Source organism: Caulobacter sp. GW821-FHT12A07 (genome assembly GCF_058807655.1).
Map to the genome: position 1 here is coordinate 227,653 of NZ_JBXAQX010000003.1, position 21,199 is coordinate 248,851.

23 protein-coding genes and 1 tRNA gene are annotated in these 21,199 nt (G+C 68.5%); 6 read left to right on the forward strand and 18 right to left on the reverse strand.

Annotated elements, in window-relative coordinates; genetic code table 11:
• Positions 1-18 precede the first annotated feature (18 nt).
• The 5 genes from AC1RRS_RS07570 to AC1RRS_RS07590 all read right to left on the reverse strand — a co-directional run bounded on the left by AC1RRS_RS07570 (position 19) and on the right by AC1RRS_RS07590 (position 5,345).
• Positions 19-996 carry a class 1 fructose-bisphosphatase gene (locus AC1RRS_RS07570; protein ID WP_492854610.1) on the reverse strand — a complete coding sequence of 326 codons (978 nt, stop codon included), beginning with the start codon at positions 994-996 and terminating at the stop codon, positions 19-21.
• A 120-nt stretch (positions 997-1,116) separates the two neighbouring features.
• The gene (gene glpX, locus AC1RRS_RS07575; protein ID WP_487291096.1) at positions 1,117-2,067 is read right to left on the reverse strand and encodes a class II fructose-bisphosphatase; all 951 of its coding nucleotides are present in this window, start codon (positions 2,065-2,067) and stop codon (positions 1,117-1,119) included.
• Between the two features lie 74 nt (positions 2,068-2,141).
• A complete protein-coding gene (locus AC1RRS_RS07580; protein ID WP_110118263.1) occupies positions 2,142-3,431 on the reverse strand; it encodes a homoserine dehydrogenase in 1,290 nt (429 codons plus the stop codon).
• Positions 3,432-3,570: 139 nt separating this feature from the next.
• On the reverse strand, positions 3,571-4,791 hold the full coding sequence (locus AC1RRS_RS07585) for an LL-diaminopimelate aminotransferase (RefSeq protein WP_492854611.1): 1,221 nt from the start codon (positions 4,789-4,791) through the stop codon (positions 3,571-3,573).
• 107 nt (positions 4,792-4,898) lie between these two features.
• Positions 4,899-5,345, reverse strand: coding sequence for a hypothetical protein (locus AC1RRS_RS07590; RefSeq protein WP_492854612.1), 447 nt, complete (start codon positions 5,343-5,345; stop codon positions 4,899-4,901).
• 311 nt (positions 5,346-5,656) lie between these two features.
• Here AC1RRS_RS07590 and phaC point away from each other — a divergent pair, with 311 nt between their 5' ends.
• Positions 5,657-7,426, forward strand: a complete 1,770-nt coding sequence (gene phaC / locus AC1RRS_RS07595; RefSeq protein ID WP_492854933.1) for a class I poly(R)-hydroxyalkanoic acid synthase — start codon at positions 5,657-5,659, stop codon at positions 7,424-7,426.
• Between the two features lie 226 nt (positions 7,427-7,652).
• Complete coding sequence (locus tag AC1RRS_RS07600; protein WP_492854613.1) at positions 7,653-8,267, forward strand: DUF1287 domain-containing protein; 615 nt, start codon at positions 7,653-7,655, stop codon at positions 8,265-8,267.
• A gap of 193 nt (positions 8,268-8,460) precedes the next feature.
• Here the strand turns inward: AC1RRS_RS07600 and AC1RRS_RS07605 are convergent, their stop codons facing one another.
• A complete protein-coding gene (locus AC1RRS_RS07605; protein WP_492854614.1) occupies positions 8,461-9,939 on the reverse strand; it encodes an FAD-dependent oxidoreductase in 1,479 nt (492 codons plus the stop codon).
• 81 nt (positions 9,940-10,020) lie between these two features.
• Between AC1RRS_RS07605 and AC1RRS_RS07610 the strand changes: the two genes are divergently transcribed.
• The gene (locus AC1RRS_RS07610; protein ID WP_492854615.1) at positions 10,021-10,476 is read left to right on the forward strand and encodes a MarR family winged helix-turn-helix transcriptional regulator; all 456 of its coding nucleotides are present in this window, start codon (positions 10,021-10,023) and stop codon (positions 10,474-10,476) included.
• 14 nt (positions 10,477-10,490) lie between these two features.
• On the opposite strand, the gene argC is transcribed toward AC1RRS_RS07610, so the two are convergent.
• The 5 genes from argC to AC1RRS_RS07635 form a co-directional block, all read right to left on the reverse strand.
• Complete coding sequence (gene argC, locus AC1RRS_RS07615; RefSeq protein ID WP_492854616.1) at positions 10,491-11,444, reverse strand: N-acetyl-gamma-glutamyl-phosphate reductase; 954 nt, start codon at positions 11,442-11,444, stop codon at positions 10,491-10,493.
• Between the two features lie 158 nt (positions 11,445-11,602).
• A complete protein-coding gene (gene rpsI / locus AC1RRS_RS07620) occupies positions 11,603-12,076 on the reverse strand; it encodes a 30S ribosomal protein S9 (protein ID WP_487291104.1) in 474 nt (157 codons plus the stop codon).
• A 3-nt stretch (positions 12,077-12,079) separates the two neighbouring features.
• Positions 12,080-12,553 carry a 50S ribosomal protein L13 gene (rplM, locus tag AC1RRS_RS07625; protein ID WP_110118255.1) on the reverse strand — a complete coding sequence of 158 codons (474 nt, stop codon included), beginning with the start codon at positions 12,551-12,553 and terminating at the stop codon, positions 12,080-12,082.
• A gap of 182 nt (positions 12,554-12,735) precedes the next feature.
• Positions 12,736-14,223 (reverse strand): alkaline phosphatase, encoded by a 1,488-nt coding sequence (locus AC1RRS_RS07630; RefSeq protein ID WP_492854617.1) that lies wholly within the window; start codon positions 14,221-14,223, stop codon positions 12,736-12,738.
• A gap of 222 nt (positions 14,224-14,445) precedes the next feature.
• A complete protein-coding gene (locus tag AC1RRS_RS07635) occupies positions 14,446-15,477 on the reverse strand; it encodes a COX15/CtaA family protein (RefSeq protein ID WP_492854618.1) in 1,032 nt (343 codons plus the stop codon).
• 196 nt (positions 15,478-15,673) lie between these two features.
• Between AC1RRS_RS07635 and AC1RRS_RS07640 the strand changes: the two genes are divergently transcribed.
• Positions 15,674-15,925, forward strand: a complete 252-nt coding sequence (locus AC1RRS_RS07640; RefSeq protein ID WP_487291107.1) for a GlsB/YeaQ/YmgE family stress response membrane protein — start codon at positions 15,674-15,676, stop codon at positions 15,923-15,925.
• Positions 15,916-16,158, forward strand: coding sequence for a DUF2842 domain-containing protein (locus AC1RRS_RS07645; protein WP_487291183.1), 243 nt, complete (start codon positions 15,916-15,918; stop codon positions 16,156-16,158). Before AC1RRS_RS07640 ends, AC1RRS_RS07645 begins: the two co-directional genes overlap by 10 nt.
• A gap of 91 nt (positions 16,159-16,249) precedes the next feature.
• Here the strand turns inward: AC1RRS_RS07645 and AC1RRS_RS07650 are convergent.
• From AC1RRS_RS07650 to AC1RRS_RS07680, 7 genes are all read right to left on the reverse strand, one after another.
• A tRNA-Pro gene (locus tag AC1RRS_RS07650) sits at positions 16,250-16,326 on the reverse strand.
• A 73-nt stretch (positions 16,327-16,399) separates the two neighbouring features.
• Positions 16,400-16,831, reverse strand: coding sequence for a MerR family transcriptional regulator (locus tag AC1RRS_RS07655; protein ID WP_487291108.1), 432 nt, complete (start codon positions 16,829-16,831; stop codon positions 16,400-16,402).
• Positions 16,832-16,844: 13 nt separating this feature from the next.
• Positions 16,845-17,147, reverse strand: coding sequence for an integration host factor subunit alpha (locus AC1RRS_RS07660; RefSeq protein WP_110118249.1), 303 nt, complete (start codon positions 17,145-17,147; stop codon positions 16,845-16,847).
• Between the two features lie 222 nt (positions 17,148-17,369).
• Complete coding sequence (locus AC1RRS_RS07665) at positions 17,370-18,347, reverse strand: beta-ketoacyl-ACP synthase III (RefSeq protein WP_492854619.1); 978 nt, start codon at positions 18,345-18,347, stop codon at positions 17,370-17,372.
• Positions 18,344-19,426 carry a phosphate acyltransferase PlsX gene (gene plsX, locus AC1RRS_RS07670; RefSeq protein WP_487291110.1) on the reverse strand — a complete coding sequence of 361 codons (1,083 nt, stop codon included), beginning with the start codon at positions 19,424-19,426 and terminating at the stop codon, positions 18,344-18,346. Before plsX ends, AC1RRS_RS07665 begins: the two co-directional genes overlap by 4 nt.
• Positions 19,427-19,511: 85 nt before the next feature.
• Positions 19,512-20,051: a YceD family protein gene (locus AC1RRS_RS07675; protein ID WP_110118246.1), complete on the reverse strand. Its 540-nt coding sequence runs from the start codon at positions 20,049-20,051 to the stop codon at positions 19,512-19,514.
• Positions 20,036-20,566 carry a ubiquinol-cytochrome C chaperone family protein gene (locus AC1RRS_RS07680; protein ID WP_487291112.1) on the reverse strand — a complete coding sequence of 177 codons (531 nt, stop codon included), beginning with the start codon at positions 20,564-20,566 and terminating at the stop codon, positions 20,036-20,038. Before AC1RRS_RS07680 ends, AC1RRS_RS07675 begins: the two co-directional genes overlap by 16 nt.
• 121 nt (positions 20,567-20,687) lie before the next feature.
• Here AC1RRS_RS07680 and AC1RRS_RS07685 point away from each other — a divergent pair, with 121 nt between their 5' ends.
• Entirely contained in the window at positions 20,688-21,176 is a 489-nt protein-coding gene (locus tag AC1RRS_RS07685; RefSeq protein WP_110118244.1) for an outer membrane protein assembly factor BamE, read from the forward strand.
• The last annotated feature ends 23 nt before the right edge of the window (positions 21,177-21,199 follow it).

Sequence of the window (21,199 nt, forward strand, 5' to 3'; positions counted from 1 at the left end):
GTGAAAAAGGAACGGGGATCAGCCCGCGGCGCTCTCGCGGGCGACTTCGTCGACTTCGTTGGCCGAGCCGAGGACCACCGGGACGCGCTGGTGGAGCTTGGTCGGGGCGAGGTCGAGGATGGGGGTGACGCCGTCGGTGGCCTTGCCGCCAGCGCGTTCGACGATCAGGGCCATGGGGTTGGCCTCGTACATCAGGCGCAGCTTGCCGGGCTTGGTCGGCTCGCGGGCGTCCCAGGGGTACAGGAAGACGCCGCCGCGCATCAGGATGCGGTGCACGTCGGCGACCATCGAGGCCACCCAGCGCATGTTGAAGTTCTTGCCCCGCGGGCCTTCCTTGCCGGCCAGGCAGCCGTCGACATAGCGACGGATCGGCGCGGCCCAATGGCGTTGGTTCGACATGTTGATGGCGAACTCGGCCGCGTCGGGCGCGATGGTCGGGGCCGCGTGGGTCAGCAGCCACTGGTCGTCGGCCGACAGGGTGAAGCCGACGACGCCCGAGGTCAGGGTCAGGACCAGCATGGTCTGCGGGCCATAGACGGCGTAGCCGGCGGCGACCTGATGGCGGCCCGGCTGCAGGAAGTCGCCTTCGGTCGGCTCGCGGCCTTCCGGCGCGGGCAGGACCGAGAAGATGGTGCCGACCGAGACGTTGACGTCGATGTTGCTGGAGCCGTCGAGCGGATCGAAGGTGACGAGGAAGCCGCCCTGGCGGCCGGTGGGCTCGATCTCTTCCAGCTCTTCGGAGGCCAGGCCCGCGACCGGCTGGCAAGCCTTCAGCGCGTCGCTCAGCAGGTCGTTGGTCAGGATGTCGAGCTTCTTCTGCTCCTCGTCCTGGACGTTGGTCACCCCGGCCGCGCCGAGATTGCCCAGGATCGCCCCGCCGGCGACGATGCGGCTGATGCGGGCGCAGGCGGCGGCGATGTCGGCGACGACGGTCTTGACCGCGGGACTGGAGGGATCGCCGGCGAGGTGGCTGGCGAGATCGATCAGGGCGGTCATAAGGAAGGGCCTCGAATGGACAGGCGGCGACGCGCGCCGCGGCTGCGAGCCGACTCGCAGACTAGTACGACAGTATTACGTGGCGGAACGGGCCAGCGATCAAAGCTGGCCCGATAAGTCTCAGACCCGACGCTTCATGCGCACTTCGCGCACGGCGCCGGTCGAGGAATTCATCACCAGGCTGTGGGTGTGGACGAAGCCGTCCTTGAAGGTCACCCCGTCCAGCAGAGCGCCGGAGGTGACGCCGGTGGCCGCGAAGATGGCGTCGGCGCGGACGATCTCGTGCAGATCGTACTTCTTGTCGAAGTCGGTGACGCCCCAGCGCGCGGCGCGGGCGCGCTCGTCGGCGTTGCGGAAGACGAGACGGCCCTGGAACTGGCCGCCGACACACTTCAGGGCCGCGCAGGCCAGCACCCCTTCGGGGGCGCCGCCGGAGCCGAGATAGAGGTCGATGCCGGTCGAGGGATCGGCGGTGTTGATGACGCCGGCGACGTCGCCATCGGTGATCAGATTGACCCGCGCGCCGGCCGAACGGACGGCGGCGATGATCTCGGTGTGGCGCGGACGGTCGAGCACGCAGACGGTGATCTGCGAGGGATCCACGCCCTTGGCTTCAGCCAACGCCTTGACGTTCTCGGCCGGCGACTTGTCCAGATCGATGACGCCCGCCGGATAGCCCGGACCGCAGGCGATCTTGTCCATGTAGGTGTCGGGGGCGTTCAGCAGCGTGCCCTTGGGCGCCCAGGCCATCACGGCCAGCGCGTTGGGCATGGCCTTGGCCGTCAGGGTGGTGCCTTCCAGCGGGTCGAGAGCGATGTCGACCTTGGGGCCGCCGCGGCCCACCTTCTCGCCGATATAGAGCATGGGCGCTTCGTCGCGCTCGCCCTCGCCGATGACGATCTCGCCGTCGATCGAAAGGTCGTTCAGCGCATTGCGCATGGCGTCGACGGCCGCCTGGTCGGCGGCCATCTCGTCACCCCGGCCCACCATGGTCCAAGACGCGATGGCGGCGGCTTCGGTCACGCGGACCGCATCCAGGACCAGAGAACGGTCCAGGGTGTTAGAACTCATCAGTGTCTCCCAGCCCGTGGCGAGGCTAAATTCCCAATGTCTTCATACCCTGGACCGCTTGTTGCTCGCGGCCTCTAGCTACGTGCGACACGCAGAAGACGGGGACGCTCTAGCACGGCCTGCAGTTTTTCGATGCGTGTAATCGCGTCGAGAAGCTTCGATTCCGGAGTCGCATGGGTGACGATCACGATCGGCACACCGCCCGCCCCTTCGACGGGCTTCTGCAGGAAAGCGTCGATCGAGACGCCGCATTCGGCCAGTGTTTCGGAGATGGCGGCGATGGCGCCGGGCTCGTCACGGACCATGATCCGCAGATAGGCCTTGCCGACGCTGCGGGCCGGATCGACCGGCACGAACGGCGCCAGCGCCCCGGCCGGGGCCTGGAACACCGGGCGGACGGCCTTGGTCATGACGTCGGCGATGTCGGCGGCGACGGCGGCGGCGGTCGGGCCAGCGCCCGCGCCCGGACCCTGGATGAAGATGCGGCCGATGCGCTTGCCCTCGATGAACAGCGCGTTGAGGGCGCCGCCGGCCTGGGCCAGCGGGTGGGTCAGCGGGATCAGGGTCGGGTGGACCTTCACCGAAACGCCGTCGTCGGACTTGGCGGTGCCGGCGATGAGCTTGATGCGATAGCCCAGGTCCTTGGCCAGCTTGATGTCGAGCAGCTCGACCTCGCTGATGCCCTCGATCTCGGCGGCCTCGTAGTCGGGGGCGCAGCCGAAGGCGAGAGCCGCCAGGATGGTGATCTTGTGGCCCGCGTCGAAGCCGCCGACGTCCATGGTCGGGTCGGCCTCGGCGTAGCCCAGCGCCTGGGCCTCGCGCAGCACGTCGCCGAAGTCGCGGCCGGTCTTCTCCATCTCGGAGAGGATGTAGTTGCAGGTGCCGTTGAGGATGCCGGCCACCGAGACGACGTCGTCGCCGACCATGGCCTCGCGCAGCATCTTCACGGCCGGGGTGCCGCCCATGACGGCGGCTTCGAACAGCAGCGGGACGTTGTTGGCCTCGGCCAGGGCGGCCAGTTCCGCGCCGTGCTCGGCGATCAGGGCCTTGTTGGCGGTGACCACGGGCTTGCCCAGTTTCAGGGCGGCCTCGACCGCGGCCTTGGCCGGGCCGTCGCTGCCGCCGACCAGCTCGACGAACAGGTCGACGTCGGGCGAGCTGGCCAGGGCGACCGGATCGTCGAACCAGGTCAGGCCCGAGATGTCGATCGTGCGCGGGCGCGACTTGGAGCGGGCCGAGACGGCGGTGACGACGGCGCGGTCGCCGGCCGGGGCGAAGTCGGGGCGTTCGGCCAGGAACTGCAGGAGGCCGCCGCCTACGGTGCCGAGGCCGGCGACGCCGACGCGCCAGGTTTTCTGAGTCATGGTGCGGTTCCTAGTCTTCCAGTCGGCCCCGGGGGGCCGCCCTCGTCCTTCGACGGTTCAGGATGAGGGCTATTGCAGGCTTTGGCAGTCGAAATCCTCACCCCGAGCCTGTCGAAGGGCGAGGATTTCGCGAGTTGGTTCAACCCTGTTCGAGGCTGTTGTGAGCCTTGGCGAGGATCTGGTCGGCGTTGGCGATGAACTTCTTCACGTTGCGCGCGGCCTGCTTGATGCGGTGCTCGTTCTCGACGAGGCCGATGCGGACATAGCCCTCGCCGTATTCGCCGAAGCCGATGCCGGGGGCGACGGCGACGCCGGCCTCCTCGATCAGCAGGCGCGAGAACAGCATCGAGCCGGCGGCTTCGAACTGCGGGGGGATCTTGGCCCAGGCGAACATCGAGGCGGGCGGGTTGGGGATGTCCCAGCCGGCGCGCTTCATCGACGACACCAGGGTGTCGCGGCGACCCTTGTAGATGCCGCGGATCTCCTCGACGCAGTCCTGCGGACCGTTCAGCGCGGCGGCGGCGGCCACCTGCACGGGCGTATAGGCGCCGTAGTCGAGATAGGACTTCACGCGGGCCAGGGCCGCGCAGATGCGGGCGTTGCCGACCACCATGCCCACGCGCCAGCCGGCCATGGCGTAGGTCTTCGACAGCGAGTTGACCTCGACGGCGATGTCCTTGGCGCCCTCCACCTGCAGGATCGACGGCGGCGGGTTGTCCTCGAAATAGATCTCGCCATAGGCCACGTCGCTGATGACCAGCAGTTCGTGCTTCTTCGCGAGCGCCACGGCGTCCTTGTAGAAGTCCAGATCCACCGTCTGGGCCGTCGGGTTGGACGGGTAGGACAGGATCAGCACGGAGGGCGGCGGCACCGAGTGCTTCACCGCGCGGCTGATGTTGGACAGGTACTGCTCGGGGCTCAGGGCCGGCACGTGGCGGATGACGCCGCCGGCCATGATGAAGCCGAAGGCGTGGATCGGATAGGCCGGGTTCGGACAGATGATGACGTCGCCGGGGGCGGTCAGGGCCTGGGCGAGGTTGGCGAAGCCCTCCTTCGAGCCGAGGGTCGAGATCACCTCGGTGTCGGGGTTCAGCTTCACGCCGAAGCGGCGGTCGTAATAGCCGGCCATGGCCTTGCGCAGGCCGGGAATGCCCTTCGAGGCCGAATAGCGGCCCGAGCGCGGATCGCGCGAGGTCTCGACCAGCTTGTCGACGATGTGCTGGGGCGTGGGCATGTCGGGGTTGCCCATGCCGAAGTCGATGATGTCGACGCCCTGGCCGCGCAGGCGGGCCTTGATGCGGTTGACCTCTTCGAAGACGTAGGGCGGCAGGCGGCGGATGCGATGAAAATCGGCGGTCATGATGGCTCGTGCGCCCTCTGGCGCTGCAGGAGCGAAAAGTCGGGCATGGATAGACCCCGAGCGGGGTATAGCCAAGCCAGTTCAAGGAAAATTATGCCTCCGTCGCCCTATTGGGGCTTGGACGGAGGCGGGGTAGCTCGGCCACGAGCAGCCTTGGCGAAGGCTTCGGTCTCGGCGCGATCGGCGACTGTCGGAATCTCCGACGGCGGAACGCGCGCCGCGCGCTGGGCGCGGGCGGCGAAGCCTTCGGTGTCGGACAGGGCGAAGGTGTCGGGCGCGGTGTCGCGCTTCAGCTGGGCGGCGGCCGCCAGCTCTTCCTGCACCTGGGCCTTGTATTGGCCGGGCTTGGGGATGTCGGTCGGGATCGCCGGGATCTCGGCGAAGCTCGGCCGCACGCCGCGCTGGTGGGCCGCGGCCTCGGCGGCGGAGGCGACCGGCGAGGTCTGATCCACCGGCGGCGGCGTGAACGGCGACGTGCCGCACGCCGACAGCAAGGTCGCGAGGACCGCCAGCGAGGCGCCGTAACGTACGATTTTACCGGTTTGGCCGTTCATCTTGTCTCAGGTCTTATGCGATGATCGCGGCGAGCGGAAGGCGCCGAACGAGAATCGGGCCGCCGATCGACGACATTCAGACGGAAGGAACGCGCATGGCAAAGGGCGGGACCACCGGCAAGGACACGGGCAAGAGCGCCAAGGCGCCGCCGAAGCCCAGAAAAGCCCCTGCCGCAGCCGCCAAGAAGCCCGCCGCCGCGCCAAAGCCCCCTCCTCCACCGCCTCAGCCTGACCCCAAGCCCGAATCAGCGGGCGCCGGCTTCTCCGCCGGTCCCGACATCGCCTCGCTGCTGACCGAAGAGCAGCGCAGGATGATGGAGACCCTGTCGGCGAACCTGGCCCGCGCGGCGGTCACCGCCCAGGGCGCGATCGCCGAGGCCGCCCTGCGCCAGGCCGACCGGCCCGCGGCCCTGTCGCCCGACCCGTTCCACGTCGGCCCGGCCCTCAACGAGGTGATCGGCAGCCTGGCGGCCCAGCCCGACCGGCTGCTGCGCGCCCAGGCCGACCTCTTCAACGGCTACATGGAACTGTGGCAGTCGGCCGCCCGCCGCGCCGTCGGCGAGGAGACCAAGCCCGTCGTCGCCCCGGCCCACGGCGACAAGCGCTTTTCCGACCCCGACTGGGTGACCAACCCGGTGTTCGACATGATGAAGCAGTCCTACCTGCTGACGTCGAACTGGCTGAACGGCCTGGTGGCCCAGGCCGAGACGGTCGATCCGCAGTCCAAGCGCCGGGTCGAGTTCTTCACCAAGATGCTGACCGACGCCTTCTCGCCGTCGAACTTCCTGATCTCCAACCCCGCGGCCCTGCGCGAGGTGATGCAGACGGGCGGCGAGAGCCTCAAGCGCGGCATGGAGAACTTCGCCGCCGACCTGGAGCGCGGCGGCGGCCAGCTGGCCATCAGCCAGACGGACCTAGCCAAGTTCAAGGTCGGCGAGAACGTCGCCACCGCGCCTGGCAAGGTGGTCTACCAGAACGACATCCTGCAGCTGCTGCAGTTCGATCCGACCACGGAGCAGCAGTACGAGATCCCGCTGCTGATCTTCCCGCCCTGGATCAACAAGTTCTACATTCTGGACCTGCGCCCCGAGAACTCGATGATCCGCTGGCTGACCGGCCAGGGCTTCACGGTGTTCGTGGCCTCGTGGGTCAATCCCGACAGCCAGCTCGCCGCCAAGACCTTCGAGGACTACATGCTCGAAGGCATCTACGACGCCAGCCAGCAGGTGATGACCCAGTGCGGCGTCGATCGGGTCAACACCGTCGGCTACTGCATCGGCGGCACGCTGTTGTCCTGCGGCATGGCCCACATGGCCGCGCGCGGCGACAAGCGGATCAACTCGGCCACCTTCTTCGCCGCCCAGCAGGACTTCGCCGAGGCCGGCGATCTCTTGCTGTTCACCGACGAGGCCTGGCTGAAGGAGATCGAGCAGCGGATGGACCAGGAAGGCGGCTTCCTGCCCAGCCAGTCGATGGCCGACACCTTCAACGCCCTGCGCGGCAACGACCTGATCTGGTCGTTCTTCATCAACAACTACCTGATGGGCAAGGAGCCGCGCCCGTTCGACCTGCTGTTCTGGAACGCCGACCAGACGCGGATGCCCAAATCGCTGCACCTGTTCTACCTGCGCAATTTCTACAAGGACAACAACCTGACCCACGGCCGCCTGAGCCTGGGCGGGGAGCAGCTGGACCTGTCGAAGGTCAAGACGCCGATCTACGTGCAGTCGTCCAGGGACGACCACATCGCCCCCTATCGCAGCGTCTATCGCGGAGCGCGGGCCTTCGGCGGGCCGGTGACCTTCACCATGGCCGGCTCGGGCCACATCGCCGGCGTGATCAACCACCCGGACGCCAAGAAGTACCAGCACTGGACCAACGATCACCTGCCCGGCTCGGTCGAGGGCTGGCTGTCGGGCGCGGTGGAGCATCCCGGCTCGTGGTGGCCGCACTGGGCGGGCTGGCTGAAGGCCAAGTCCGGCAAGCTGATCCCGGCCCGCGATCCGGCCAAGGGCCCGCTGAAGGCGTTCGAGGAGGCCCCGGGCAGCTTCGTGCGGGTGCGCTCGAACGCGGCGGCTTAATCCCCCTCTCCCCTTGCGGGAGAGGGTGGCCTGCGAAGCAGGTCGGGTGAGGGGTCGAAAGACCTGTCAGCCGCGACGGGCGGTCAGGCCGGGCGGGGTCTTTCAGTTCTGAGAGACCCCTCATCCGTCGGCTGTCGCCGACACCTTCTCCCGCAAGGGGAGAAGGAACACCTTGAAGACCCACGTTCGCCCAAAACTCGCCCCGATCACGGCGGAGCTTGCCGCCATGCTCGAGTTCGATCGCCGTTCAGCGCTGGGCCTGCTGGCCGCCGCCCCCTGGCTGGGCGCGGCGAGCCGTGGCGACGGCCTGCGACTGGCCAAGGCGGCGCGGGCCCAGGTGGGCGTGACCACCGACTATGATCCCAGCTACCGGGCGATCGGCTATCCGCACGGCGACGTGCTGCGCACCACCGGGGTCTGCGCCGACGTGCTGGTGCGGGCCGCTCGCGACGCCTGGAATGTCGATCTGCAGGAACGCGTCCACGCCGACATGGTGCGCGCCTTCTCCGCCTATCCCGCCCGCCGCGCCTGGGGCCAGAAGAGCGCCGACGCCAATATCGACCACCGGCGGGTGCTGAACCTGGAGACCTATCTCGACCGCCAGGGCGCCCGGGTGCGCGCCAGCCAGGCGGCGCGATCGGGCGACGGCTTCGAGCAGCCCGAGCCCGGCGACATCGTCACCTGGCGCCTGTTCGGCAACGGCCGCCCGCACATCGGCGTGGTGGTCGAGGGACCGGACCGTCCCCGCGTGGTGCACAACATCGGCGCCGGCGCGCGGGATGAACCGCTGTGGATGCTGAAGCTGCACAAGCCGGCGGGGCACTATCGCTGGCGGGTTTAGGGGGCGCCCCCACCAGATCCCTCTCTCTTTGAGAGAGGGCGGGGCCCGCCGCGAAGCGGTGGGAGGGTGAGAGGTAACAAACTTTCCGAACGAAGCGCGGGCGGGGCCGCCGGCCGAGGGGGCAAGAGGTCTTCCGGCCAGCGGTGAAACCTCTCACCCTCCCACGCCTTGCGGCGCGGGCCCCTCCCTCTCTCTAAGAGAGAGGGATCATGAGGTTCAGATACGCCTCTAGCCGCTCCACTCCCACCGCCGCCACGTAGCCATCCGGCCGGATCAGCACTTGATCACCATCGGCCAGACCGTAGACGCGGCTCATGGCGTCATCAGGATCGGCGAAGGCGCCCTCCCCGACCGACACGATCCGCAGCCCCTCGCGCGCCTCAGCCGGACCGACGCCCCGCACGACCAGGGTCCAGTGCGGGCCGGCCGTCAGGTCGAATAGCCGCACCGGGCCGCCCGCCGCATCGCGCAGGACGGCGTCCGGCGCGCGGTCGCCGGCCAGCAGCAGGCCCTCCTCGCGTCCGGGCGTCTCGAGGGACAGGGACGAGGCCTCATAGCCGAGGTCCAGCTGATGCACCTCGCGGCCGCGCCGCATGTCGCCCCGCCGGGCCTTTTCCAGCAGGTCGGTCGCCAGGCCCAGCATGCCGGCCGCGATCGGGCGACGCTCTTCCTCATAGGTGTCGAGCAGGCTCTCGGGCGCGCCGGCCAGCACCGCCGCCAGCTTCCAGCCCAGATTGTAGGCGTCCTGCACGCTGGTGTTCAGGCCCTGGCCGCCGGTGGGCGGATGGATATGAGCGGCGTCGCCGATCAGGAACACCCGCCCGACGCGGTAGCGGTCGGCCAGCCGGGCGTTCATGGCGTAGGCCGAGGCCCAGACGACGTCGTGGACCGCCAGATCGGTCCCCGGCGTCCGTGCGTCGATGAAGGCCTGCAATCCGGCCGCGCCAAGATCGACCTCGCCTTCAAGAGGGATCGGGGCCTGTAGCTGGAAGAGACCGGTCCCGGCCAGCGGGCACAGGGCGTACTGCCGGGCCATGTCGCCCTCGTTGAAGCGATGCCAGGCGTCGCGGCTCAGGCCCTCCAGCACCACGTCGGCGACGATGGCCCGCACGCCCAGGGTCTTGCCCGGAAAGTCGATCCCCAGCGCCTTGCGCACGAAGGAGCGGCCGCCGTCGCCGCCGACCAGGTAGCGGCAGGCGATCGTCTCGGGTCCGGACGGCCCTTCCAGGCGGACGACGACGTGGCCCACGTGCTGGTCGAACCCCGTCAACTCACGGCCGTATTCGACCGTCCCGCCCAGCTGGTTCAGCCGCTCGCGCAGCACCGCCTCGGTGGCGAACTGCGGAACCATCAGCGGGGTGCGATAGGGCTCCTGAGCCGTGGGCGCGGCCACGACCATCTCCTGCACCTCGTCGCAGCCGCCGTCGGCGCGGTGGATGCGCTGGGGCGGATAGGGTCCGCCGACCGCCAGCAGAGCGGTCACGACGCCCAGATCCTCGAACACTTCCAGGGTGCGCGGCTGAATCCCCTTGCCGCGCGAACCGGCGAAGGGGGCCGGCAGCCTGTCGACCAGGCGGAACGACAGGCCGCGGCGGGCCAGGTCGATGGCGAGGGTCAGGCCGGCGGCGCCCGCGCCGCAGATCAGGACGTCGATGGGGCTGTGGTCTTCCATGTCGGCCTCATTATGTGCATGATGCACATAATCGTTCGAGGTCGCCGCATGTCAACAAACAATGTGCAAAATGCACATATCTTGAAGTCCCTGCCCTCGCTGCACCGGTCGATGATGGATCTGGTCGGGGCGATGAACGAGCCCGAGCGGGACGCGGCCATGCTGGAGGCGGCCGGCCTTTCCCTCGAGCGGGCGCTGTTTCCGCTGCTGGTCTCGATCGAGCGGCTAGGGCCGATCGGCGTGGTCGAGCTGGCCGGCCGGGTCGGGCGCGACCACTCCACGGTCAGCCGGCAGGTGGCGCGGCTGGAAGAGCTGGGGCTGGTGAAACGGCAGGCCGGCGCGGTCGACCGCCGGGTGCGCGAGGCGGTGATCACCCCTCAGGGCAAGGTGGCCACCGACGCCGTCGACGCGGCCCGGGCGCGCATGGCCCTGGTGTTGTTCAAGGACTGGAGCACCGAGGACGTCGACCATCTGGTGCGGCTGATGCGCAAGCTGGCCGACGGGATCAACGACGTGGACATGCCCCCTCTCCCATAGGGAGAGGGAAATTCCTAGAGCCCCGCCTTCTCGTCCAGGCCCAGGGCCAGGTTGAGGTTCTGCACGGCCGCGCCCGAGGCGCCCTTGCCCAGGTTGTCGAGCAGGGCCACCAGGCGGGCCTGGCCGCTGGTGTCGGAGCCGAAGACGAAGAGCTTGATGCGGTTGGTGCCGTTCAGGCCCTCGGGGTCGAGGGTGGCCAGGCTCTTGGCCTCGTCCAGCGAGGCGACCTCGACGAAGGCCTCGCCCTTGTAGTGGGCGGCGAGCGCGGCGTGGATGTCGCCCAGCGAGCACGAGCCTTCCAGCAGGCCAAGATGCAGCGGCAGCTCGACCAGCATGCCTTGCGCGTAGCGGCCGACGGCCGGGGTGAAGATCGGACGGGTCAGCAGGCCGCCGTGCTTCTGGATCTCGGGCACGTGCTTGTGGGTCAGCGACAGGCCGTAGATGCGGTAGGCGACCTTTGTGTAGGTCGGCGAGGTCTCGTCCTCGAACTCGGCGATCATCGCCTTGCCGCCGCCGGTGTAGCCGGAGACGCCGTTGAACGAGACCGGCAGGTCGGACGACAGCAGGCCGGCCGAGACCAGCGGACGGGTCAGGGCGATGGCGCCGGTGGCGTAGCAGCCGGGGTTGGAGATCCGCTTGGCGCCGGCGATCTTCTTGCGCTGTTCCCTGTCGAGCTCGGGGAAGCCGTAGGTCCAGTCGGCGTTGGTGCGGTGGGCGCTGGAGGCGTCGATCACCTTGACCAGCGGGTTCTCGATCAGGCTGACGGCTTCCTTGGCCGCGTCGTCGGGCAGGCACAGGATCACCGCGTCGGCGGCGTTGAGCAGCTCGGCGCGGGCGGCGGCGTCCTTGCGCTTGTCGGGATCGATCGAGATCAGCTGCAGATCGGTGCGGCCGATCAGGCGCTCGCGAATCTGCAGGCCGGTGGTGCCGACTTCGCCGTCGATGAAGACCTTGGGGGCGTTCGCCATTGCCTACTCCTCGACCTGGGCCGGCCTGTGCTCAGGCCCAGTCTTGCAGCGCCGTGTGACCGACGCTCGCGTTCGGGCCATGCGGACCCGAGAAAATCGCAAGAAAAAGGGCGCTTCGGATGACCGAAGCGCCCTCTTCCAAACGCGTATAGACGCGCTTAGCGCTTCGAGAACTGGAAGCTGCGGCGGGCCTTGGCCTTGCCGTACTTCTTACGCTCGACGACGCGGCTGTCGCGGGTCAGGAAGCCGTGCGGCTTCAGGACCGGGCGCAGGGCCGGTTCGTAGTAGGTCAGGGCCTTGGACAGGCCGTGGCGGATGGCGCCAGCTTGACCCGACAGGCCCGAACCTTCGACGGTGACGTCGACGTCGAACTGGCCGAGGCGCTCGGTCACTTGCAGCGGCTGGGCGATCATCATGCGCAGCACCGGACGAGCGAAGTAAACTTCCTGGTCACGGCCGTTGACGGTGATCTTGCCGGTGCCCGGCTTGATCCACACGCGCGCGATGGCGTTCTTGCGCTTGCCGGTCGCGTAGGCGCGGCCTTGGGCGTCGATCTTGGGCTCGGCCGGAGCGGCCGCGACGGGGTTGCTGGACAGGCTGGCCAGCGCGTCAAAACCTTGAGCTTCGGACATGACTTAGGCGCTCCGGGTGTTTTTGACGTTGCGCGCCGCGAAGTCGATGACTTCCGGGTTCTGCGCTTGGTGCGGGTGCTCGGCGTCGGCGTAGACCAGCAGGTGCGTCAGTTGCTTGCGCGCCAGCGGGCTTTCCTTCGGCAGCATGCGCTCGACGGCCTTGTTCAGGACGCGTTCCGGGAAGCGACCTTCCAGGACCTTGCGCGGGGTGGTTTCCTTGATGCCGCCCGGGTGACCGGTGTGGCGGTAGTAAACCTTGTCGTCCAGCTTCTTGCCGGTGAACTTCACCTTATCGGCGTTGATCACGACGACGAAGTCGCCGCAGTCGACATGCGGGGTGTAGTCGGGACGGTGCTTGCCGCGAAGACGCATGGCGATGAACGTCGCCAGACGGCCGACAACGGCGTCCTTGGCGTCGACCACGATCCACTTCTTCTCGACCTCGGCGGGCTTCAGGGAAGCCGTGGTCTTTTGCATGGGATTGATCCGTAATTCCTGTGCGTCGGGGGCCAAGGAAACGGCTCCGTCCGCGTGAGGGGCGGCTGATACCGAAGCCTTGGCCGCCTGTCAACAATGCGCGCGCAGGAAAGTTCGGAAAGCCTTGTGGAGCAAGGGATTGCGCGATGCGGTATCTAAATACCGCATCGCGCCGTATTCCCTTACTTGGCCGCGTCGAAGCCGAAGGCGTGGCGCATGACCTGGAAGATGTAGCTCTCCTCGACCACGCCGCGGACCAGATAGGCGCCCGGGCCGTCGGCGTAGATCCCGACGTCCTCGCCGGAGTGAGCGGCGCTGGGCAGGTTGGCCAGGGCCTGCTGGTGGTAGTCGACCTCGTCGAGGTCTTCCTTGGCCGGATCGGCGCGCAGCTCGGCGCCTTCCGCACCGCCGGGACCGGTAGCGAAGCTGAGCACGGTGTAGGCCTTGCCGTCGCCGGCCACGACCGGCTCGCCCTCGTTGCCGGCCAGGCCCAGGATCGGGGCGCTGCGGGCGGCGTAACCCGAGATCACCAGGCCGTGGCTGTGGTCGGCGGTGACGATGACCAGGGTCTCGTTCAGATCCACCTTGGCCAGCACGGCCTCGATGGCCTTCGAGAACTCGACGGTCTCGGTCAGGGTGCGCTTGGCGTTGTTGAGGTGGCTGCCCATGTCGATCTTGCCGCCCTCGACGAGCAGGAAGTAGCCCTTGGGATTCTGGGCCAGGATGTCGACGGCCTTGGTCGCCATCTGGGCCAGGGTCGGCACGCCCTCGCCCAGCACCGGACGCTCGACCTCGTAGGGCAGGTGCTCGCCGGCGAAGAGGCCCAGCACCGGACCGGTCTTGGTCGCATCGATCGCCGCCAGCTGGTCGGCGGTCGTCACATAGGCGCCGCCCTTGGCCTTGGTCCATTCGGCGGTCAGGTCGCGGCCGTCGGCGCGCTTGCCGCCCTTGTCTTCCGGCAGGAAGCGCGAGCGGCCGCCGCCCAGGGCGACGTCGAGGCGCAGATTGGCAGGCGCCTCGACCAGCTGGCGGGCGATGTCCTTGCAGCCGCCGCTCAGGGCCTCGGCCGGCATGTCGCCATCGCCTTCCCAGTCGCGATAGGCGGTGTGGGCATAGGTTCCGGCGGGGGTGGCGTGGGTGATGCGGGTGGTGGTGACCGCGCCGGCCGACAGGCCGTGGGCCTTGGCGATCTCGGCGATGGTCTCGACGCGGTTGGCGGCCTCGTCGGCGCAGGCCTCGGGCTTGGCCGCGCCGGTCAGGCCGATGACCTTGTTGCGGGTCTTCACGCCGGTGGTGATGGCGGTGATGCCGGCGGCGCTGTCGGTGACCTGGGTATCGTGGCTGTAGGTCTTGGAGAGCGCCACCCACGGCAGCTTCTCGAAGGCGAGCGAGTTGGACTCGCCATCGACGCCGCGCTGCTGGCCCTCGTAGATGCGGCTGGCCACGGCGGTGGAGATGCCCATGCCGTCGCCCAGGAACAGGATGACGTTCTTGGCCTTGCCGGTCTTGGGGTTGACGGTCAGGGCCTTGGCCAGGGCGGCCTCGCCGGCCTTGTAGTAGCTGTCGGCGGCCTGGGCGGGCGTGGTGTCGGCGGCCAAAGCGGCGACGGGCGCGAAGGGCGCGAGGGCCAGGGCGCAGACGCCGGCCAGGAGCGAGGGAACGCGGATCACGAGGGGATCTCCAGCAGGGACATGCGGGTCCTGTGCTGGAGTTTCATGACAGTTCTTCGAGCGCCGACTCAGAAAGCCCGGATCGGCGAAATCCCGGCTCCCCTCCATCCGTAAAACCCCCGCGAAAGCGGGGGCCCAGGCGTTTTATCGTCGAGCGCCGTGGGTTTCAGAAAAAGCCTGGGTCCCCGCTTTCGCGGGGATTTTACGGGACGAAGGAGCAGCTCAGGGCCGCCGCACGCGCCAGGCGAAGGTCGTGGCCGCGCCCAGCAGCAGGGCCGCGCCGGCCTGGTGCAGCACGCCGAGGCTGAGCGGCACGGCGGCCATCAGGGTCCAGACGCCAAGGCCCGCCTGGACCAGCACGACGCCGAGCACGACATAGGCGACGATCCGGGCCTCGTGCGGCAGGCGGCGGGCGCGGGCCGCGCCGACGGCGAGCGCGATAGCGGCGGCGCACACGGCGTAGGCCATCAGGCGGTGATGCAGCTGCACCGCGCCCTGGCTGTGGGCGAGCGTGCCCCACAGACCCTTGCCGGCGTATTCAGTCGGCAGCAGCGAGCCGTTCATCAGCGGCCAGTCGTTGTAGACGAGCCCTGCATCGTTGCCGGCCACAAGGGCGCCCAGCAGGCTCTGGAAGAACACCGCGCCCAGGAAGGCCAGGCCCCAGCCGCGCCACTCGCTGCGCTCCTCGACGCGCGGAGCGCCGTTCCAGGCGTCGAGCGCGGTCCAGATCAGCAGCACGAAGAGAGCCAGCGCCAGGCAGAGGTGGACCATCAGCCGCTCGGGCGCGACCGAGACGCGCTCGGAAAGACCGCTGGAGACCATCCACCAGCCGACCAGCCCCTGCAGGCCGCCCAGGGCCAGCATGGCCCCGCAGCGCAGGATCAGGCGGCGCGGCAGCATGCGGCGCACCAGGAAGAAGGCGAACGGCAGGGCGAAGGCCGCGCCGACGATCCGGCCCAGCAGCCGGTGCGCCCACTCCCACCAGAAGATGCCCTTGTAGGCCTCGACGGTCATGTCGGGGTTCACCAGGTGATACTGGGGGATCTGCTTGTAGAGCTCGAAATTGGCGCGCCAGGCCTCGTCCGACATCGGCGGCAGCGCGCCCATGATCGGCTTCCACTGGGTGATCGAAAGCCCGGAGTCGGTCAGGCGAGTCGCGCCGCCGACCACGACCATGGCGAAGACCAGGGCGGCCACGACGAACAGCCAGATGGCGACGGGCCGGGAACGGTCGGAACGCAGGAAGGAAGTCATGAAGCCGAAAAAACGCCTGTTCTGGGCCTAAATGGGGCGGCAAGACCCCTACTCCCGCGCCCCTACTCCCCGCAAGGCGCCGCTGTCCATGCTCTGCTCGCGCTTAAGGATGCGAAGACGAGGGCCTGACGCGCCCCACTGCCCGTGCCATTGTGCGCCCGCTGCGGGGGCGCAGCGCGTTCCTGGGGGATGTGAGATGAGCGGCGTGGGCGTGTTCGTCGCCTTGGTGATCGGAATCCTGGCCGGCTGGATCGCGGACGTGGCCCTGGCCCGCCGCCACAGCCTGTTCATGCAGATGCTGATCGGGGTGATCGGCTCGTTCATCGGCGCCTTCATCGCCCAGCGCCTGCACATGGTGGTCCCGGGCTTCCTGGGCAGCCTGGTCGTCTCCGTCGTGGGCGCGACCCTGTTCCTGGCCGTCCTCGGCCTCTTCCGGAGATCCGCGTGAGCGCTCCCCTCATTCCGGCGCGCCTGCGCAAGCTGATCGGCTCGATCGGCGTGATCGCGATCCTGCTGGGCTGGATCTGGGCCTTCACCAGCCTCTACGACCACCTGCCCCTGAATCGGGCCGTGCACCTGCTCTATTTCGTGGCGCTGGGCATGGGCTGGATCCTGCCGGTCATTCCGCTGATCACCTGGATGGGCAAGGCGGACAAACCGCTGAACGTTGGTGAGCGATAGTCTGGGGGCGAGCGCTAATCCGGAAACGAAAAAGGCCGCCCCGAAGGGCGGCCTTTGCGTTTCTTCCGCGGTCTTCTCTCCGGGGAGAGAATGGTCGGAGCGACAGGATTCGAACCTGCGACCCCTTGACCCCCAGTCAAGTGCGCTACCAGGCTGCGCCACGCTCCGACGCGGAAGGAGCGCCCTTATAGGCGCCGCTCCCCGACTCGGCAATCGGAAATCGAGGGCTTTTCGCGAGGCCTCAGGAACGCGTCAAAAGCCCGTCCAGACGGGCCTTGATGCTGGTCAGGTCGTCCAGGGCCTCGACCAGACGCGCCCGGCGTTCGGGGCTGGGCGCCTGCGAAACGGACGAATCGCCGAAGCCGTCAGTGATGGGAGATTCGAGGAAGGCCGCGCCGTTCTGGCCGAGGCCGGCGGCGATCACGTGGGTGACGCCCTGCTCGCGGTGCAGCTTCTGGACGCCCTTGATCGTGTAGCCCTCGGCGTGCAGCAGCGCGCGCACGCCGTTGAGCACGGCGATGTCCTGCGGGCGATAGAAGCGGCGCCCGCCGGCCCGTTTCATCGGGCGGATGAACGAGAACTTGGTCTCCCAGAAACGCAATACGTGCTGGGGGACGCCTAGCTCTTCGGCGGCCTCGGAAATCGTGCGGAAGGCGTTGGGCCCCTTCGCCACCGCATCGAATCCCTTAGTCGCCCAGGGCGCTGTCGATGCGCGCCTTCATGACCTGGGAGGAGCGGAAACCGATGACCCGGCGCGGCTCGATCTCGGCCGGCTCGCCCGTCTTGGGATTGCGCCCCATCCGGGCCCGCTTCTCGCGAACCTGGAAGACGCCGAATCCGGAAAGCTTGACCGTCTCGCCCTTCTCCAGGGCCTCGGCCACCAGGTCGAGAGTACGCTCGACGAGACCGGCGCAGTCCTGACGCGTCAGGCCTACTTCCTCGTGGACCGCCTCGCAGAGGTCAGCCCGGGTCAATGTCGAACCCTTCATAACGCCCCCTTACGCAACACGCGGACGAGAAGTCCTTGCCCGCGCCAATGACCAGTCACCCGACAGGCGGGGCGCACGAATGCCCCGATCTCGCGCGACATGACCTCGTCAACTCAAGACTGCATGCCGCGAATACCGCATGAAGTCAAAGGGTCAAGCCGGACACCTCATATGCGGAGGAAGCCCGGACGCCAACCCAAGGTCAAGCTTGGTTCCTGACCATCAGAGGCGCAGGACGCAGGCGCCCCACGTCAGACCGCCGCCCATCGCCTCGAGCAGAAGCAGGTCGCCCGGCTTGATCCGGCCGTCCGCCACCCCGTGCGCGAAGGCCAGGGGAATCGATGCGGCCGAGGTGTTGGCGTGCAGCGCCACGGTCGAGATGACCTTTTCCTCGTCGATGCCGCAGCGGTTGGCCACGCCCTGGAGGATTCGCTGGTTGGCCTGGTGCGGAATGAACCAGTCCACCTCGGGCACCGTCACGCCGGCCTTCTCGGCGGCGGCGAAGATGGCCTCGGAGATGTTGATCACCGCGTGCTTGAAGACCTGATTGCCCAGCATCCGCAGCTTGCCGACCGTGCCCGTGGTCGACGGGCCGCCGTCGACATAGAGCAGGTCCTGCTTGGTGCCGTCGGCGCGCAGGGCGAAGCCCAGCATGCCGCGGTCGGCCGTGGTCCCCTGCCCTTCGCCCGGCTCCAGCACGACCGCGCCGGCGCCGTCGCCGAACAGCACGCAGGTGCCGCGGTCGGTCCAGTCCATCAGGCGGGTCATGGTCTCGGCGCCGATCACCAGGGCGCACTTGGCGTGCCCCCGGGCGACGAAGCCGTCGGCCACCGACAGGGCGTAGACGAAGCCCGAGCACACGGCCTGGACGTCGAAGGCGATGCCGACGCCCGCGCCCAGCTTGCGCTGGACGATGGCGGCGGTGGCCGGGAAGGTCAGGTCGGGCGTGGTGGTGGCCACGATGATCAGATCGACGTCGGCGGCCGACTTGCCCGCGCGCTCCAGCGCCTGCTTGGCGGCCTCGACGGCGAGGTCGGAGACGGCCTGGTCGTCGGCGGCCTTGTGGCGCTGGCGGATGCCGGTGCGCTCGATGATCCATTCGTCGGAGGTGTCGACGACCTTCGACAGGTCTTCGTTGGTGACGACGCCCGGCGGCAGGTAGGCCCCGACGCCGGTCACCACGCTACGGACTACGCTCACTCGGCGGCTCCCTGGGTTTCGACGCCATCGGCGCCGTCGTCCTTGGCCGCTTGATCTTTTTCCGCGGTCAGACGCTTCAAGTTACGATCGATCTCGGCGGTGAAGTCGCTGCGGGCGAGATCCACCGCGACGCGCACGGCCGAGGCGAAGCCGCTGGCGTCGGCGCCGCCGTGGCTCTTGACCACGATGCCGTTGAGGCCCAGCAGCGGCCCGCCGTTGACCCGGCCTGGGTCGAGACGGCGCTTCATCTTCTTCAGCGAGCCCGAGGCGATCAGCGCGCCCAGCATGGCCAGCGGGCCGGCGGTGAGCGTGGCCTTGATCTCGTTGCCGAAGAACCGGGCCAGGCCCTCGGCGGTCTTCAGGGCGACGTTGCCGGTGAAGCCGTCGGTGACCACCACGTCGACGGTGCCGTAGGCGATGTCGGTGCCCTCGACGAAGCCGCGATAGTCGAAGTCGAAGTGCGGGCTGTCCTGCAGGATGCGATGCGCCTCGCGCACCTCCTCGTGGCCCTTCTGGTCTTCGGAGCCGACATTGAGGATGCCGACCGTCGGGCGGGTCGAGCCGTGGACGGCGTGGTGGAAGGCCGCGCCCATGATCGCGAACTCGACCAGCTGCTCGGCGTCGCTCTCGACATTGGCGCCGACGTCGAGCACCGCCGAGACGCCCTTCATGGTCGGCCAGGAGGCGACGATGGCCGGACGCTCCAGATCCGCGCTCATCCGCAGGATCAGCTTGGAGATGGCCATCAGGGCGCCGGTGTTGCCGGCCGAGACGCAGGCGGCGGCCTGGCCCGAACGGAGCGCCTCGACGGCGTTCCACAGGCTGGAGCCCTTGCCCCGGCGCATGGCCTGGGCGGGCTTTTCGTCCATGGCGATGGACTTGTCGGTGTGGACGACGGTGCAGACGGCGCGGGCGGCCGGCGCGCGCGCCAGCTCGGCGTTCAGCGCCGTCTCGTCGCCATGCACCAGGAAGCGGACGTCAGGCAGGGACTTGGCGGCGATCTCAAGCGCGGGTACAACCACGGATGGTCCGTGATCCCCGCCCATGGCGTCGACCGAAATGACAACGGGTTGGGGCACGAGACGCTATCGACTCCTGTGACGGTCGCGACGCGGCCGGCTTGATTCCGGGCGTGATATCACGCCCGGAGGGAAAAGGGCCAACTCAGCCCTCTTCGTCCTTTGCTTTCAGCCCCTTCAGGGCTGCAAAGGGAGAAAGGTCGACGGGCTCGGCGGGTTGCACGAACACCGCCCCGGGCTTGCGCGGGAACGGGTCCAGCTCCAGCGCCAGATGCTCGATCACATAGCCCGAGACGTCGATCGTCTCGCCTTCCAGCACGTCGGGCGGATCGTCGCTCTCGGGATCCATGCCCAGTTCGCCGCCCTCGTCCTGGGGCGCGTGCTCGCTGTCGGCCGGCAGCACGTGCAGGCTGAAGCGGGCGTCGATGCGGGTTTCGAAGTCCTCGGCGGTGACGCCGCAGGTCTGGACCACGCGGGCGCGCAGCACGCCGGACACCTCGGCCCCGTCCATCCACGAGCGCAGATAGACGTCGGCCTCCAGCTGGTCGAGCGACACCAGGTTCAGCTGCGCGGCGATCGCCTTGCGCACGGTTTCGTCGGGAGCCAGCTTCAGATCGACCCCGCCGCGGTCGACGCGGGCCAGGGTGACGGTGCTGGGCCAGGGATCGATCAGACGTTCGGCCATTGCACCACTCCATTCAGCAGGTCGTTCAGCGATTGCCCGGCCAGGGCTTCTCGCGCGGACCGCACATAGGCGCTCACGGCGGCGATGTCTCCCTCGCCGCGCTCCTCGAACACGGTTCGGGCCAGGGCGGCGTCGAGGCCGGCCGCGTCCGGCAGGGTCTCGAACGCCTCGTCATAGGTCTTCAGCCGGCCGTAGAAGGCGCCGGCCAGCTTCTTCATCTTCTTGCCGACGGCGGTGTCGGAGACGCCGATCTCGCGGAAGGCGTCGTCGAGGCCGCGGACGTAGGAATCGAACACCGCCTGCGAGGTCTCGCTCGCCGCCTCGCCCTGCCCCTTCAGCCGCTCCATCACCAGCACCACGTGCAGGGTGAAGAGCTCGAACCGGCCCTCCAGCGAGTCGCGGACCCCGAGATCGGCGTAGAACCGAGCCGAACGCGCCTGGGCCACAGCCGAGGCATAGAGCTTTTCTCCCGCTATCCTTGCGGGGCGAGGCTTCAGAAGCCGATCCAGAAACATTCCACGCCTCTATTTCGCCGCGAGCCGGCCATAGATGGCCTGTCGAGCTACGCGGGCCATTGAACTAAGCCCGCGCGAGCGATAGGTCAAAGTCCAGCATTCTTCCGGTTCCGGAGCCTCTATGTTTCGTCCCGCCGTTTTCGCCGCCGCCGCCATCGGCCTCGCCGCCGTCGTCGGGGGCTGCACGCCGCTGACGAGCTATTCGGGCTTCCAGGCCATCGAGGCCAAGCCTGTCGACATGAAGGTCGGCGAAGACAGCAAGTCGACCGTGATGGAAAAGCTGGGCTCGCCCTCGGCCACCTCCACCTTCGACAACAACGCCTGGTACTACGTCTCGCAGACGACCGACCGCGTGGCCTTCTACAAGCCGCGGGTGATCAAGCGCGACGTGGTGGCGATCAAGTTCAACGCCGCCGACGAAAAGGTCGCCTCGGTCGACACCTTCACCCTGAAGGACGGCAAGGTCATCGCCTACAACGGTCGCGAAACCCCGACCCGCGGCCGCGAGATGACGATCCTCGAGCAGCTGCTCGGCAACGTCGGCCGTGGCGGCATGCTGCCGCAGGACGACGAGGGCGTGCCCGGCACCCGTCCTGGCGATCGCCGCTAAGTCGGCTATCCGACAGTACACGG

What these genes read in the sequence shown, in the direction of transcription:
- AC1RRS_RS07570 (WP_492854610.1), bottom strand. Translation starts at nt 996, where the DNA reads ATGACCGCCCTGATCGATCTCGCCAGCCACCTCGCCGGCGATCCCTCC.
- glpX (WP_487291096.1), bottom strand. Translation starts at nt 2,067, where the DNA reads ATGAGTTCTAACACCCTGGACCGTTCTCTGGTCCTGGATGCGGTCCGC.
- AC1RRS_RS07580 (WP_110118263.1), bottom strand. Translation starts at nt 3,431, where the DNA reads ATGACTCAGAAAACCTGGCGCGTCGGCGTCGCCGGCCTCGGCACCGTA.
- AC1RRS_RS07585 (WP_492854611.1), bottom strand. Translation starts at nt 4,791, where the DNA reads ATGACCGCCGATTTTCATCGCATCCGCCGCCTGCCGCCCTACGTCTTC.
- AC1RRS_RS07590 (WP_492854612.1), bottom strand. Translation starts at nt 5,345, where the DNA reads ATGAACGGCCAAACCGGTAAAATCGTACGTTACGGCGCCTCGCTGGCG.
- phaC (WP_492854933.1), top strand. Translation starts at nt 5,657, where the DNA reads ATGATGGAGACCCTGTCGGCGAACCTGGCCCGCGCGGCGGTCACCGCC.
- AC1RRS_RS07600 (WP_492854613.1), top strand. Translation starts at nt 7,653, where the DNA reads ATGCTCGAGTTCGATCGCCGTTCAGCGCTGGGCCTGCTGGCCGCCGCC.
- AC1RRS_RS07605 (WP_492854614.1), bottom strand. Translation starts at nt 9,939, where the DNA reads ATGGAAGACCACAGCCCCATCGACGTCCTGATCTGCGGCGCGGGCGCC.
- argC (WP_492854616.1), bottom strand. Translation starts at nt 11,444, where the DNA reads ATGGCGAACGCCCCCAAGGTCTTCATCGACGGCGAAGTCGGCACCACC.
- rpsI (WP_487291104.1), bottom strand. Translation starts at nt 12,076, where the DNA reads ATGTCCGAAGCTCAAGGTTTTGACGCGCTGGCCAGCCTGTCCAGCAAC.
- rplM (WP_110118255.1), bottom strand. Translation starts at nt 12,553, where the DNA reads ATGCAAAAGACCACGGCTTCCCTGAAGCCCGCCGAGGTCGAGAAGAAG.
- AC1RRS_RS07635 (WP_492854618.1), bottom strand. Translation starts at nt 15,477, where the DNA reads ATGACTTCCTTCCTGCGTTCCGACCGTTCCCGGCCCGTCGCCATCTGG.
- AC1RRS_RS07640 (WP_487291107.1), top strand. Translation starts at nt 15,674, where the DNA reads ATGAGCGGCGTGGGCGTGTTCGTCGCCTTGGTGATCGGAATCCTGGCC.
- AC1RRS_RS07660 (WP_110118249.1), bottom strand. Translation starts at nt 17,147, where the DNA reads ATGAAGGGTTCGACATTGACCCGGGCTGACCTCTGCGAGGCGGTCCAC.
- AC1RRS_RS07675 (WP_110118246.1), bottom strand. Translation starts at nt 20,051, where the DNA reads ATGGCCGAACGTCTGATCGATCCCTGGCCCAGCACCGTCACCCTGGCC.
- AC1RRS_RS07680 (WP_487291112.1), bottom strand. Translation starts at nt 20,566, where the DNA reads ATGTTTCTGGATCGGCTTCTGAAGCCTCGCCCCGCAAGGATAGCGGGA.
- AC1RRS_RS07685 (WP_110118244.1), top strand. Translation starts at nt 20,688, where the DNA reads ATGTTTCGTCCCGCCGTTTTCGCCGCCGCCGCCATCGGCCTCGCCGCC.